11 protein-coding genes and 1 riboswitch are annotated in these 13910 nt (G+C 62.0%); of the genes, 6 read left to right on the top strand and 5 right to left on the bottom strand.

The window, feature by feature from the left end; translation table 11 throughout:
* Positions 1-72: 72 nt before the first annotated feature.
* Positions 73-885 (bottom strand): UDP-2,3-diacylglucosamine diphosphatase, encoded by an 813-nt coding sequence (locus ATY78_RS04600; protein ID WP_088681162.1) that lies wholly within the window; start codon positions 883-885, stop codon positions 73-75.
* 205 nt (positions 886-1090) lie between these two features.
* Between ATY78_RS04600 and ATY78_RS04595 the strand changes: the two genes are divergently transcribed.
* Positions 1091-1840, top strand: coding sequence for a phosphoglycerate mutase family protein (locus ATY78_RS04595; protein WP_088681222.1), 750 nt, complete (start codon positions 1091-1093; stop codon positions 1838-1840).
* A 161-nt stretch (positions 1841-2001) separates the two neighbouring features.
* On the opposite strand, the gene ATY78_RS04590 is transcribed toward ATY78_RS04595, so the two are convergent.
* On the bottom strand, positions 2002-3441 hold the full coding sequence (locus ATY78_RS04590) for an FAD-binding oxidoreductase (protein ID WP_088681221.1): 1440 nt from the start codon (positions 3439-3441) through the stop codon (positions 2002-2004).
* Positions 3442-3683: 242 nt separating this feature from the next.
* On the opposite strand from ATY78_RS04590, the gene ATY78_RS04585 reads away from it, so the two are divergent.
* On the top strand, positions 3684-5996 hold the full coding sequence (locus tag ATY78_RS04585) for an NADP-dependent malic enzyme (RefSeq protein ID WP_088681161.1): 2313 nt from the start codon (positions 3684-3686) through the stop codon (positions 5994-5996).
* A gap of 33 nt (positions 5997-6029) precedes the next feature.
* On the opposite strand, the gene ATY78_RS04580 is transcribed toward ATY78_RS04585, so the two are convergent.
* Entirely contained in the window at positions 6030-6461 is a 432-nt protein-coding gene (locus ATY78_RS04580; protein ID WP_088681160.1) for a type II toxin-antitoxin system VapC family toxin, read from the bottom strand.
* Between the two features lie 472 nt (positions 6462-6933).
* On the opposite strand from ATY78_RS04580, the gene ATY78_RS04570 reads away from it, so the two are divergent.
* Positions 6934-8028 (top strand): DUF2865 domain-containing protein, encoded by a 1095-nt coding sequence (locus ATY78_RS04570; protein WP_088681158.1) that lies wholly within the window; start codon positions 6934-6936, stop codon positions 8026-8028.
* A 12-nt stretch (positions 8029-8040) separates the two neighbouring features.
* Here ATY78_RS04570 and bluB read toward each other — a convergent pair whose 3' ends face one another.
* Entirely contained in the window at positions 8041-8730 is a 690-nt protein-coding gene (gene bluB / locus ATY78_RS04565) for a 5,6-dimethylbenzimidazole synthase (protein WP_088681157.1), read from the bottom strand.
* Between the two features lie 41 nt (positions 8731-8771).
* Positions 8772-8958, bottom strand: a riboswitch (cobalamin riboswitch).
* Between the two features lie 220 nt (positions 8959-9178).
* Between bluB and ATY78_RS04560 the strand changes: the two genes are divergently transcribed.
* From ATY78_RS04560 to ATY78_RS04550, 3 genes are all read left to right on the top strand, one after another.
* Positions 9179-11053, top strand: coding sequence for a HAMP domain-containing methyl-accepting chemotaxis protein (locus ATY78_RS04560; protein ID WP_088681156.1), 1875 nt, complete (start codon positions 9179-9181; stop codon positions 11051-11053).
* A 59-nt stretch (positions 11054-11112) separates the two neighbouring features.
* Positions 11113-11697, top strand: a complete 585-nt coding sequence (locus tag ATY78_RS04555; RefSeq protein WP_088681155.1) for a hypothetical protein — start codon at positions 11113-11115, stop codon at positions 11695-11697.
* A 303-nt stretch (positions 11698-12000) separates the two neighbouring features.
* Positions 12001-13062 carry a 3-deoxy-7-phosphoheptulonate synthase gene (locus ATY78_RS04550; protein WP_088681154.1) on the top strand — a complete coding sequence of 354 codons (1062 nt, stop codon included), beginning with the start codon at positions 12001-12003 and terminating at the stop codon, positions 13060-13062.
* Here the strand turns inward: ATY78_RS04550 and ATY78_RS04545 are convergent.
* A complete protein-coding gene (locus tag ATY78_RS04545; RefSeq protein WP_088681153.1) occupies positions 13059-13886 on the bottom strand; it encodes a TolB family protein in 828 nt (275 codons plus the stop codon). The genes ATY78_RS04550 and ATY78_RS04545 overlap by 4 nt on opposite strands.
* Positions 13887-13910 lie beyond the last annotated feature (24 nt).

Raw genomic sequence — 13910 nt, 5'->3', positions numbered from 1 at the left:
TAAATAGGGCCTGTCACCGCGCGGTAACGGCTAAATTACTCGAGAGCCGCCGCGAATGCGGCGACACCAAAATCAAGCAGCCTGCGGGGCCAGTTCGCCTTCGCCGTGCATCTCGATGGCGGTAAGCGCCGGCACGGCGCTGGCGAGCGTCCGCCAGGTGATCAGTTCGAAGGTGCCGTCCTCATGCTCGGCCACTGCCGTGCAGCTTTCCACCCAATCGCCGGTGTTGATGTAGCGGATGCCTTCCATGTCCTGGATGACGGCGTGATGGATATGGCCGCAGATCACGCCGTCGGCGCCGCTCTTGCGGGCCTCTTCGGCCACGACGCGCTCGAATTCGCCGATGAAATTGACCGCATGCTTGACCTGCAGCTTCGCCCAGGCCGAAAACGACCAGTAGGGCATGCCGAGACGGCGGCGCACGGCCGCCAGAAGGATGTTGATGCGGATCGCCGTATCGTAAGCCCAGTCGCCGAGATAGGCGAGCAAGCGGGCGTTGCGAACGACGACGTCGAATTCGTCGCCGTGCAGGATCAGGTATTTCTTGCCGTCAGCGCCGTCATGCATCATGCGCTCGACGACTTCGATGCCGCCGAAATGCATGCCCGGGAAGTCGCGCAGGAATTCGTCGTGATTGCCGGGAATGTAGACGACGCGTGTCCCCTTGCGCGCCTTGCGCAGCAGTTTCTGGACGACGTCGTTGCAGACCTGCGGCCAATACCAGCTGCGCTTCAGCCGCCAGCCGTCGACGATGTCGCCAACGAGCACGATCGTATCGGCTTCGTGGTAGCGCAGGAAATCCAGCAGGAAATCAGCCTTCGCGGCCTTTGAGCCAAGATGGACATCGGAAATGAAGAGCGTGCGGAAATGTCTGGGTTCCATCATGTCTGTCACGAACAATGCTCGTGCCCCATCTTTCATCTAGCCTTCCAAAACCAGACTCGTGTTTCAGGAAGATGACAAGCTGGGGAAAAGCCCTGCAAACCCGTTCATTGCGCGCGGGCGCGATGATCCGCATCCGCATGTTGCCCTGTGCAGGGAGCGCGTTCATGATGCCGGCGATTCCATATCCGACAAAGCGGGATGGCCGATGCGTCTCTTTCTCGTTCGCCACGGCGAATCTCTCGGCAACATCAACGAACGGGCCTATCGCCAATTCGGCGATCACAATGTACCGCTGACGGAGTGGGGCTATCGTCAGGCAGCGGAGGCGGGCAGCGTCATCGCCTCATACCTGCAGGGATTGCCGAGCCAGGGGTTCCCGAGGCTGCACATCTGGTATTCGCCGTTTCTGAGGACGCGGCAGAGCAAGGATGCGCTGCTCGAAGCGCTGCCGAAGAGCTTCGTCGGCGATGTCAGGGAGGATTATCTGCTGCGCGAGCAGGATTTCGGCCTCTTCACCGAAATCTACGACCATGCCGAGCAGAAGCAGAAATTCCCCGAGGAATTCGAAAAATGGGCGAGATTGCGCAACAACAGCGGCAAGTTTTATGCGCGCCCGCCGGATGGCGAAAGCCGGGCGGATGTGGCGCAGCGCGTGCGCCTGTTCCTCCAGACCGTCATGCACGAAGCCGAAAACGGTGACCACAACGTCGCAATCGTCGGCCATGGCGTCACCAACCGGGCGCTCGAAATGAATTTCCTGCACCACTCCGTCGAATGGTTCGAGCGCTCCGACAATCCCGGAAATGCCGACATCACGCTGATCGAGGGAACGCGCTCGCAAGGCTACGGCACGACCCTGCTCCACCAGGCCACCGACCGGCAGCCCGGCCAGGAAAGCCAGTTGCGCGATGCTTATGGCGCTGATGTGACGATTACGCCGAAGGCCGGTATATAGACCCCTCCCCACAAGGGGGAGGGACTACCCCGGGGCACCGCCTCGCTCCTCCCGAAATGTCGAAGATTTAGAAAGCCGGTGCGACAAGTTAAGTCCCTCCCCCTTGTGGGGGTCTGGAGGACGGGTTTGGGGCGGTGTCTTCTATTGAACGCTTCATCTCTTCAAGCAGCCCGCACCGCCGCCATCGGCTTCACGTTCTGGTTCATCCGAAACAGATTGTTCGGATCGTAGCGCAGTTTGATTTCGGCAAGCCGGGCGTAATTGGCGCCGTAAGCCATTTCGACGCGATCGGTCTCATCCTCCGGCATGAAGTTGATATAGGCAGTGCCCACGGCATGCGGCTTGGTTGCCTCGAAGAGCTCTCGCGCCCAGCCGATGCAGCTTGCGTCCATCCCGGTCTCGCGCCAGCGCGCATGCACGTTCATGACGAAATGCGAGCTGCGCTGCGGAAAGGCGGTCGCTTCAGTCGGAACCCGGCCGGCGGCCCCGCCGACATGGCCGATGAATATTTCGCATTCCGGCCCCGGCAGTTTCCGCACCGCATTGAGGAGAATCTCGATCGCCGCATCGGAGAGCGAGGCGAAATCCTGGCTCTTCCAGTAATTGCGCGCGCCGGGTGTCAGAAGCGGGTCGAAAGCCTGCTGCCAGCCGATGAACGGCATCGGGCCGACGATGTCGGCAATCGGCTTTCCGATCCCGCGCAATCTGGCAGCGGCCTTTTCACCCGCCGCCATGTCTCCGCAATAGCACATGGCGAGCACCACGATCTCCTTGCCGTGCCATTCGGCCGGCAGGAACGGCAGCGGCGGCGCCTGGCGCATCACCACCCAGCAGGTCAGCTCGTCAGGTGCGGCTTCCAGCGCCTGCCGATATTCCCTCAGCACCTTTTCCGCATCGGCAAAGGGATGCACGACCAGCCCCGCGAACACCTCGGGATGGAGCGGGTTGAGCTGGAATTCAAAGGACGTCACGACACCGAAATTGCCGCCGCCGCCGCGCAGCGCCCAGAAGAGGTCCGGCCTTTCCGTCTCGCTCGCCTTGACCAGCTCACCATCGGCCGTCACTACGTCAACCGAAATCAGATTGTCGAGCGTCAGCCCGAATTTGCGGGTCAACCAGCCGAAACCGCCGCCGAGCGTCAGGCCGGCAATGCCGGTCGTGGAATTGATGCCGGTCGGCAGTACCAGCCCGAAGGCCTGCGTTTCCTTGTCGACGTCGCCGAGCGTGGCGCCGGGCTCGATCCTGGCGCGGCGCATCTCGGGATCTACCCGCACCGATTTCATCGGCGACAGATCGATGACGACACCACCCTCGCAGACGGCGTTGCCGGCAATGCCGTGCCCGCCGCCGCGCACCGAAACGAGCAGATTGTTATCGCGCGCAAAACGCACCGAGCGCATGACATCAGCCGCCCCCGCGCAACGCGCAATCAGGCCCGGCTGGCGATCGATCATCGCGTTCCAGATCGCCCGCGCCTCGTTGTAATCCATGTCCTTGCTGGTCAGGAGACTGCCGCGAAAGCCGGCGGCAAAAGCATCCATGGCCACGTCATTGACCATCGTCTGACCCCGTTGCAGGGTCGTCAGGTTCAAATTGTCCATGATTTCCTCCATACGACCGGCGCCCCGCACCGTCGCGGCCCGCATCTTGCGCTTGCGAGGAGCGTCAAACAAGTTTTCCAAAAGGATTAGTACCGGCGATGACGGTACCTCATGCCTACCCGCAACGCCGTGTGGCATGCCCTCTCCACGAAAACTTCTCCCAGTCCTCATTTCCATACTGTCGCCCGTATCCGATTGATGTATGGAGGGAACTCCAGAAAAAGACGTGCACGGAGGCGGCAATGGATCACCAGGATAAATCCAAGACGGACAAGAACCTGCCGGGCGGCGATCTCGACGAGCAGGCGCTCTTCTTCCATCGCTATCCCCGCCCCGGCAAGCTGGAAATCCAGGCGACCAAGCCGCTCGGCAACCAGCGCGACCTCGCGCTCGCCTATTCGCCCGGTGTCGCCGCCCCCTGCCTTGCCATCCGCGACAACCCGGAAATGGCGGCCGAATATACCTCGCGCGCCAATCTCGTCGCCGTGATTTCCAATGGCACCGCCGTTCTCGGCCTCGGCAACATCGGCCCGCTGGCGTCGAAGCCGGTCATGGAGGGCAAGGCCGTGCTCTTCAAGAAATTCGCCGGCATCGACGTTTTCGACATCGAGATCGACGCCGCGAGCGTCGAACAGATGGTCTCGACCGTTTCCTCGCTGGAGCCGACCTTCGGCGGCATCAACCTCGAAGACATCAAGGCGCCGGAATGTTTCGAGGTCGAGCGTCGCCTGCGCGAGAAGATGAAAATCCCCGTCTTCCACGACGACCAGCACGGCACGGCGATCATCGTCGCCGCAGCCATCCTGAACGGTCTGGAACTCGCCGGCAAGGCCATCGACAGCGTCAAGATCGTCGCCTCCGGCGCCGGTGCCGCCGCCCTTGCCTGCCTCAACCTATTGGTGACGCTCGGCGCCAAACGCGAAAACATCTGGGTCCACGATATCGAAGGCCTCGTCTATGAGGGCCGCACCGAGCTGATGGACGAGTGGAAGTCCGTCTATGCCCAGAAGAGCGATACCCGCACGCTCGCCGAAAACATCGGCGGCGCCGATGTCTTCCTCGGTCTCTCGGCCGCCGGCGTCCTGAAGCCGGAGCTCTTGGCGCAGATGGCCGATAAGCCGCTTATCATGGCGCTCGCCAATCCGACGCCCGAGATCATGCCGGATCTCGCCCGCGCCGCCCGCCCCGATGCGATGATCTGCACCGGCCGCTCGGATTTCGCCAACCAGGTCAACAACGTCCTCTGCTTCCCCTATATCTTCCGCGGCGCGCTCGATTGCGGCGCCGAGACGATCAACGAGGAAATGAAGATGGCGGCCGTGCGCGCCATCGCAGCCCTTGCCCGCGAAGAGCCCTCCGATGTCGCCGCCCGCGCCTATTCCGGCGAGACCCCGGTCTTCGGCCCGGACTACCTCATCCCCTCGCCCTTCGATCCGCGCCTCATCCTGCGCATCGCGCCTGCTGTCGCCAAAGCCGCCGAACAAGGCGGCGTCGCGCGCCGCCCGATCCAGGATTTCGATGCCTATCTCGACCAGCTGAACCGTTTCGTCTTCCGCTCCGGCTTCGTCATGAAGCCGATCTTCACCGCGGCAAAGACGGCCGAGCGCAAGCGCGTCATCTTCTCCGAAGGCGAGGATGAGCGCGTGCTGCGCGCCGCCCAGGTACTGCTCGAGGAAGGCTTGGCCAAACCGATCCTGATCGGCCGCCCGCAGGTCATCGAGACGCGTCTCAAGCGTTATGGCCTGCGCATCCGCCCGCTGCAGGATTTCGAGGTCATCAATCCGGAAGACGATCCGCGCTTCCGCGAATATGTCGATCTCTATTTCTCGCTCGTTGGCCGCCGTGGCGTCATCCCGGAAGCGGCCCGCACCATCGTGCGCACCAACACGACCGTGATCGGTGCGCTGGCGCTGCGGCGCGGCGAGGCCGATGCGCTGATCTGCGGCCTCGAAGGCCGTTATGAAAAGCACCTGCGCGACGTGCGCCAAATCATCGGCAAGCGCAAGGATGTCCGCGATTTCTCGGCGCTGAGCCTGATGATCTCGCAGCGCGGCGCAACCTTCTTCACCGACACCTACGTCACCTTCAATCCGAGCGCCGAAGAGATCGCCGAGGCGACCGTCATGGCAGCCGAGGAAATCCGCCGCTTCGGCATCACGCCGCGCGCTGCTCTCGTGTCGCATTCCAACTTCGGCTCGCGCGAGTCCGAAAGCGCGACGAAGATGCGCAACGCCCTGCAGCTCGTGCGCGACGCCGCCCCGGATCTCGAAGTCGATGGTGAAATGCACGGCGAAAGCGCCATCACCGAAGCACTGCGCAAGCGCGTCATGCCGCACACGACGCTGCATGACGAGGCGAACCTCCTCGTCTTCCCGAACCTCGATGCCGCCAACATCACGCTCGGCGTGGTGAAGTCGATGACCGACGGCCTGCATGTCGGCCCGATCCTGCTCGGCGCTGCCATGCCCGCCCACATCCTCGCCCCCTCGGTGACGTCCCGCGGCGTCGTCAATATGGCGGCATTGGCCGTCGTCGAGGCCTCGCAGCCGGCGTAAGCCGGCTGCGTGATACGGTGGGTGCCGTATCCTTCAGCACACGATGACTTCGAGATATTCGGGCGAGGCAAGGTTCAACATGACAGCATCGCGCGTGATGATCGGCACTTTCTTTATTCGTGCGGTGGCGATCAGGTAGCAGTCTCCCGGGTCCTTATGTCCCGTATCCGCCACCACAGCCGCGGCCTCGCAGGCAATCCGCGTTTTGATTGGAACAATTTTCGCCCCGGTAACTGCTACCGCTTCCGAAAACCAACCAGACGGCGACTTGGCCCCGAGGTTTGGCGGATCTTTATGTGCCGGTTTGCGCGAGGCGATTGTTAATTCCCAGGCTGTAATCGGTGACACATAAAGCGTGCCTGCAGCTTGGTTGGCGGCGATAGCGATAAGAGCCTCTTCCGACAGCGTGTCTACGGCCGTCACAAGCCAGTAGAGCGTATGAGTATCTAGCAGCGCTCCCGGCAAGGATCAGCTCGTTAGAAGGGTTTGTGCAGCTTGGAGGAGCCACCTTTGAGGACTTGCTTGGCAATGGGCTTCGTAAGGTCAACGCCCTTTTTCAGAGGCAGTTGCGAAGACTTCATGGAATCAGCACCGCGCACCTCGACAAAGCGACCGCTGCGCGGATCGCGAACAACCCACTTACCGGTCGGTTCCTGTTTGAGCTCTGCCTTCGTCATAAACTAGATATAGCGACGAATCGTCGTCAGCGCGAGTCTTCATGCAGATTTTGAACCCCACGGCTGTGAGGTCCGAAGCGACTACCTTAGTTGGTCTAGTTTGCCGCTCAACGCACTTCGCACCTGATCTGCTGGAAAAAATCGCGAAAATGCGCTAAGAATTTAGCTCAGCTTCTTAAGAGAAACACGCTAAAAGAAACCACGCGGCGAAGTGACGTCGCATCGATCCTTCGACCGTGTGCTCATTCCGGGACGACGCCGTGAAACGCCGAAACCTGTCTCTTGTTCTTCTTCTTGCGTTGGCATCGCCCGCCGCTGCGCAGTCCAGCGCTATCTGCAACGACCTGCGCGGCCGCCTCGCCGACCTGCCGCGATCGATCGGCAACAACAATGGGCCGGAAGCGCGCCAATATGCCAGCGCCATGGCCGAGCAGAACCTCGAGCTGCGCAAGGTTCGCAACGATCTGCGCAGCTACGGCTGCACCTCGGGCAGCATGGTCGTGATCGGCGGTGAGAATGCCGATTATTGCGCCGAGCTCTCGCAGGCCGAAGCCCGGATGATCGACAATATCCGCTATCTCCAGGATCGCCGCGACGAGCTGCGCGGCCAGGGCGATGACGGCGCGCGCCGCGAACTGATGGCCGCTCTGGAGCGCAACGGCTGCAACAGCGAAAACTTCTATGCGCCCTCCGAACGCAGCACCAACGATCCCGCCCCCAGCATCGAGGAGCAGGCAATGCGCGGCGACACCTTCATTCCGCTCGGCGGCGGAGGAGAGATCGACCCGCGTTACGGCCTGCCGCAAGCCCAGATGCTTTCACCCGTCAGTACCATGTGCGTGCGCAGCTGCGACGGCGGCTTCTTTCCGATCAGTTCGAACGCCACGTCGGTCGATTTCGGCCGGGACGCCGAAACCTGCGCCAAGATGTGCCCCGGCATCGAGACCCAGCTCTTCTATCGCGACGTCAGGAGCACGGAAGCCTCGAACATGATCTCGGTAGCGACAGGCACGCCCTACAGCGCCATGAAGAACGCATTCGCCTACAAGAACCGCGCGCCCGGCGAAAAAAACGCCTGCGCCTGCAATCTCACCGCCTACTACAATGAGATGCGCGGCAAGCAGGCTCTGAGCCAACCGCCGCAGCAGGGTTCGATCACCACCATCCATACCAATTCGCCGGTGAAGGATGCCGGGGCAGCGCCGCCGCAGCAGCAGCCATCCGTTCCGGAACGTCCTTACGACCCCGCGCAGAATAAGGTCCGCCAGGTCGGCCCGCAATTCCTGGCCGGCGACCAGGGCTCGATCGACCTTGCCAATCCGGCAAACCCCGGCCCGCAGCCACAGCAGCAATGATTGCGACGCTGATCAGCGCTCGTTCCGTCCCCATTCATCGTGAAAGACCAGTTCTTCGAGCGGCATCCTTTGCCGCCAGCCTTTGACCGCGAGCTCAGGCTCGTCATAGAGCCGGTCGACGAAGCCGGCGCAAAGCCAGGCGACCACCTCGATATGATCGGGTATGCCGAGAATGGCTTTCAGATCGTCTTCGCGAAAGATGCTGACCCAGCCGATGCCGATGCCTTCGGCGCGGGCCGCAAGCAACAGATTCTGGATCGCGCAGACTGTGGAATAGCTATCCATCCTGGGATTGTGCGTGCGCCCGAGCACCACGCTGCCGCTGCGCGTGGGATCGCAGGTCACGCATATGCCGAGCGGCGCCTCGACGATCCCTTCTAGCTTCAGCGAGCGGTATGCCTGCCGCCGCTCGCCTTCGAACATCAGAGCCGCCTCTTCGTTCGCCTTCACGAAGGCATCGCGCACTTCGGCCCTCACCTCGGCGCTTCGCACCAGAACGAAGTTCCACGGCTGCATGAAGCCGACGGAGGGCGCGTGATGGGCAGCCGTCAGCAGCCGCCCCACGACATTGTCAGGCAAGGGATCGGGCAGAAACTGGCTGCGAACGTCCCGCCGCGTCATGATCGCGTGATAGACGGCCTCGCGTTCGGCCATGGAAAAACCGGATGCCACTGGCAGGGCATCCTCGTCAAAGGGTCGCATCGTCAAATCCCCAACAACGCAACCGCCCGCCGTCCGCGCGGGTTGGGTCTATCTCGCCAGGCCGGTCTTCTGACTTGGCGTCATCCGTCTGCCGCAGCCTTCCCGGCACAAGCCAGTGGCGTGTTGAGCGGCAGACGTCGGCCTTACAGCGTTGGGCACGTTCCGGCCTTGCACCGGATTCCCGATTCTCCCGCCTCGACGGCGGGCACCTGACGACGCATCTATTTCAGGAAACGGGGGCTGCGGCAAGCCGAGCAGGATAATGCGCACCAAAGCCCTTTCACTTTATCATTTCTTTACAAAAAAAATACAGACTGCGATTGCGCGTTTTGGGTTGCAAGGAGGACATGGGCATGAGTGCTCATGCTGCGACCGCCGGCGTCGATGCCCGTGTTGATAGGCCAGTCGAGAGCAGCTCCGACTGCGCTGCGTTTCGAGGCCCCGCGGCATGTTCCATTTTCTAAAAACGATGCCTCTGACAGCCAAGCTGTCGGCAATCATCGTCGCCGTCAATCTCTGCGGCATCTCTGCTTTCGCCGCCTACACCTGGATGCATGAAACCCAGGCATTGATCGATAGCGCCAAAACGAACTGGTCCAAGGATGTGGAACAGTTCGCATCCGTGGCCGCCGGCGGCGTGAAATGGGGCAAGGCGAATGCCGTTAGAGAGGCCTATTCGCTCTACCGCGACGATCCCTCGCTCGACCTCGTGCAGTTTGCCGCTTTCAACGCGGATCTCGCCGCCGTCGATACCTGGACACGCGACGGCATCGGCGGCTTACCCGCTACCGACGACTTGAAGAAGAGCCTTAGCGCCAAGCCGGAAAAGACGACGATCGACGACGGCGGAGTGTCGGCCGGTGTCGTCACGATCATCGCGCCGCTCCCGCTGGACAAGTCGGGCAAGGCCACCGGTTACATCGTGACGAACTGGTCCGTCGAGAAGATCGCTGCCGAAGTCCAGCAGAAAGTCTTTGTTTCACTGATCACGCAATCGGTGATCACCACCATGGCCGTCATCGCATTCCTTCTCGCCATGCGAAGCCTCGTCGGCCGCCCGCTCAGGATCCTCAGCGGAAGAATCAGCGCCCTGCAGAAAGGCGACCTGGCCTCTCCCGTCACCTATAGGGAAAATGGCGACGAAATCGGCTTCCTCGCGCGGGCGCTGGAGGTTTTCCGTGAGGAAGCGATTGTGAAGGTCGAAAGGGAACGGGCTGCTGCCGAGCAGAGCGCCTCTCTCGATGCCGAAAGGGCGCGCAACGCATCCTTGACGGAAGAGTCGAGCAACACCCAGCGTCTGGTGATGAACACGCTCGCCAATGCATTGGAACGGCTTGCCGCAGGTGACTTCTCCACGCGCCTCGCCGACCTCGGCCCCGAATTCGATAAATTGCGGCAGGATTTCAACCGCATGGTCGAAGCGGTCGCAGCCGCGCTGACCGAGATCAAGACCGCTTCCGTCGCGGTCGAAGGCGGCTCGAGCGAGCTGGCATCCTCCGCGGATCAGCTCGCGAAACGCACCGAGCAGCAGGCGGCAGCACTGGAAGAAACCGCGGCAGCGCTCGATGAGGTGACGACGACGGTCAGAACATCGTCGCAGAGGGCCGAAAGTGCCGGGCAACTGGTCGAGGAGACGAAGCGCAGCGCCCATGTCTCGGCCACGGTGGTGCGTGATGCCATCGGAGCGATGGACCGGATCCAGACCTCTTCCAGCCAGATCGGCCGCATCATCGGCGTCATCGACGAAATCGCCTTCCAGACCAACCTGCTGGCGCTGAACGCCGGCGTCGAGGCCGCGCGAGCCGGCGAGGCTGGCAAGGGCTTTGCGGTCGTCGCCCAGGAAGTGCGTGAACTCGCCCAGCGCTCGGCAAATGCCGCGAAGGAAATCAAGAACCTGATCAATGTATCGGGCGATGAGGTTGCAGCCGGCGTCGGACTGGTGAACCAAACCGGCGATGCCCTGCTGAAGATCGAGGAGCAGATCAACCGCATCAGCGACAGCATCGCCTCCATCGTCCAGTCCTATCGCGAGCAGGCGACAGGCCTGCAGGAGATCAACGGCGCGATCAACCAGATGGATCAGGCGACACAGCAGAACGCGGCAATGGTCGAAGAAACCAACGCGGCCTGCCAGGAACTGCTCACGCAGGGCCGCCTTCTGCAGGACTCGGCCGGCAGGTTCACCGTCGGCGCTTCTGCCGCCGGCCAGCCCAGACCTGCTCAACCCGTTCGCCAGCCTCGCCCCGAGCCAAGGAGCTTCACGCAGCGGCATGCAGGAAACGCCGCCGTTGCCGCTTCTCCCGGCGCCTGGGAAGAGTTCTGACGCAATCAGCCTTCAATAATGAATTCCTCAACAACCGATCATCAGGAAGGGAACAGAATATGAAAAGAGTTGTCACCGCATTGCTTATTGCCTGCAGCGCATCTGCCGTGCCCATGGGTGTCTCCATGGCGCAGGATGCCGCTCAGCTTGCCCCGATCGCCGACTACGTGAAGAGCGATGTTACGCCCTGGCTCAGCGATCCCGCCATCGTCGACGCCCTCAAGGCGCAGGACGCCACCAACGCCAACCTGAGCGCAGCCGATATCGACGCCCTCGACAAGAAGTGGCGCGCCGAAGTCGACGGCTCTGATCACTCGATGATCGACGGCGTGCTCGGCAATGCGCTGTCGAAATTCCTGCAGGAAAAGAAGGCTGCTTCCGGCGGCAAGATCACCGAGATCTTCGTCATGGATGCCAAGGGCCTGAATGTCGGCCAGAGCGACGTAACCTCCGATTACTGGCAGGGCGACGAAGCCAAGTTCCAGAAGTCCTTCGGCGCGGGCAAGGACGCCGTCTTCATCGACGAAATCGAGAAGGACGAATCGACCCAGACGCTGCAGTCGCAGGCGAGCGTGACGATCTCGGACGACAAGGGCACTCCGATCGGCGCCATCACCATCGGCGTGAACGTCGACGCCCTCTGATCTGCCAAGGCTGCAAGGCTTGAAAGCACGTCGCATCGGAAAACCGATTGCGACGTGCATCATGGCCGCTGCCGATGCTCCATTTCAGGCTGCAGATTCCGCGTGACAATGAGACGCCGCCACGCTACACACGGCGCATGTCGATCACTTCTGTCTACGCCTCGCGATTTTATTCGTACCGCTGCTCTCAGCGGATGCGGGTCCATGCGTAACTGAAGTCGACGCGACGACAACCCGAACAGCCGCTAGTCTACCTGGCGGCTTTTTTGTTTCCGCACGGTATGACCAAACAGGAGCCATGCCGTGTCCGATACTATCGATGATCTGCGTATCCTCGAGATCACCCCGCTCACCAAACCCGCCGATGTCATCGCGGAAATTCCGCGAACCGCTGCCGTCAGCCAGACCGTGACCAGCAACCGCAATGCGATCCACAAGATCCTTGAGGGCAAAGACGACCGCCTGATCGTCGTCATCGGCCCCTGCTCCATCCACGATCCCGTTGCCGCCCGCGAATATGCCGCGCGGCTGGCGGAACAGCGGCAGCGCTTCGCCGGCGACCTGGAAATCGTCATGCGCGTCTATTTCGAGAAGCCTCGCACCACGGTCGGCTGGAAGGGCCTGATGAACGACCCGCATCTCGACGGCAGCTACCGCATCGAGGAAGGGCTGCGGATCGCCAGGCGCCTTCTGCTCGACATCAATGCGATGGGCCTTCCCGCCGGCGTCGAATTCCTCGAGACGATCACGCCGCAATACATTGCCGATCTCGTCAGCTGGGGGGCGATCGGCGCCCGCACGACCGAAAGCCAGATCCATCGCCAGCTCGCCTCCGGCCTCTCCTGCCCGATCGGTTTCAAGAACGGCACCGATGGCAGTGCCCGCGTCGCGCTCGATGCGATCCTCGCCGCGTCGCAGCCGCATCACTTCCCCGCCGTCACCAAGGACGGCCAGGCGGCCATCGCCTCGACCAGAGGGAATGAGGACTGCCACATCATCCTGCGCGGCGGCAAGCGCCCGAATTATGAGGCGGCTGATGTCGAAGCGATTGTCGGCGAAGCCGTCAAGCTTGGCGTCGATCCACGCATCCTCATCGACGCCAGCCATGCCAACAGCAGCAAGGACCCGATGAACCAGCCACGGGTGGTCAAGGACGTCGCCGGACAGATCGCCGCGGGCAACCGCCACATCAAGGGCATGATGATCGAAAGCAACCTCATCGCCGGCCGCCAGGATCTCGTCCCCGGCAAGCCGCTGGCCTACGGCCAGTCCATCACCGACGGCTGCATCGACTGGGACATGTCTGTTGGCGTGCTGGAAGATCTGGCGAAAGCTGCCCGCGAGCGGCGCAAGGCAGCAGCTTAAACCGCCGGAAAATACCTGACATAGGCAAACTCATCACCATCCGGTGACCAGCAGGGCACGTTGATCGTGCCCTGCCCGCCGAAAAGCTCGAACAGAGTCTTCAGATTGCCGCCGTCCATATCCATCAGCCGCAGCCGCACGTCGAGGTCGCGCGGATGGTCGAAAACCGATGGGTCGTAGGACAGGATCAGCACCTTGTCATTCCTGGGTGACGGATGGGCGAACCAGTTCCCTTGATTATCCGAAGTCACCTGCTGGAGACCCGTGCCATCGGGGTGGATGCGCCAGATCTGCATCAGCCCGGTGCGGCTGGAGTTGAAATAGATCCATTGCCCATCGGCGGAATAATCCGGCCCGTCGTTGCGGCCCTCGCCATGCGTCAGCCGCGTCTCGACGCCGCCGTCGACGGAGATCGTATAGATATCGAAGAGGTCGTTGCGAATGCCGCAATAGGCGAGCTGACGCCCGTCCGGCGACCAGCCATGCCAGTAGGAGGGCTGGTTTTGGGTAACGAGCCACGGCGTGCCGCCCTCGATCGGCAGGATATAGATCGCCGACTTGCCGAATTCGGTCTTGTCGGAGATGACGATCTCGGTGCCGTCAGGCGAGATGCCATGGTCATTGTTGCAGTTGACGGCAAAGCCGGTATCGACCTGAACCACCTCGCCGCCATTGAGCGGCAGCCGGAAGAGCAGCCCGTCGCCGTTCAGCAGGAGATAGGAACCATCGGGTGAGAAGTTCGGCGCTTCCACCAGCCTGTCCGTCTGCCAGACCTCGCGCGCCCTGCCCGTCCTGACATTGTAGATCTCGACCGAGCTGCGCATATTGCCTCCCTGATATCCCGATTG

Origin of the sequence: Rhizobium sp. R635, assembly GCF_002211285.1 — a bacterium.
Classification (GTDB): Bacteria; Pseudomonadota; Alphaproteobacteria; order Rhizobiales; family Rhizobiaceae; genus Rhizobium.
Note: the sequence above shows the minus strand (reverse complement) of the source record. Positions and strands in the feature narration are given on the sequence as shown.

Bases quoted from the DNA above. Each gene is read 5' to 3' on its own strand.
- ATY78_RS04600 (WP_088681162.1), bottom strand. From the start codon at position 885: ATGATGGAACCCAGACATTTCCGCACGCTCTTCATTTCCGATGTCCAT.
- ATY78_RS04595 (WP_088681222.1), top strand. From the start codon at position 1,091: ATGCGTCTCTTTCTCGTTCGCCACGGCGAATCTCTCGGCAACATCAAC.
- ATY78_RS04590 (WP_088681221.1), bottom strand. From the start codon at position 3,441: ATGGACAATTTGAACCTGACGACCCTGCAACGGGGTCAGACGATGGTC.
- ATY78_RS04585 (WP_088681161.1), top strand. From the start codon at position 3,684: ATGGATCACCAGGATAAATCCAAGACGGACAAGAACCTGCCGGGCGGC.
- bluB (WP_088681157.1), bottom strand. From the start codon at position 8,730: ATGCGACCCTTTGACGAGGATGCCCTGCCAGTGGCATCCGGTTTTTCC.
- ATY78_RS04560 (WP_088681156.1), top strand. From the start codon at position 9,179: ATGTTCCATTTTCTAAAAACGATGCCTCTGACAGCCAAGCTGTCGGCA.
- ATY78_RS04555 (WP_088681155.1), top strand. From the start codon at position 11,113: ATGAAAAGAGTTGTCACCGCATTGCTTATTGCCTGCAGCGCATCTGCC.
- ATY78_RS04545 (WP_088681153.1), bottom strand. From the start codon at position 13,886: ATGCGCAGCTCGGTCGAGATCTACAATGTCAGGACGGGCAGGGCGCGC.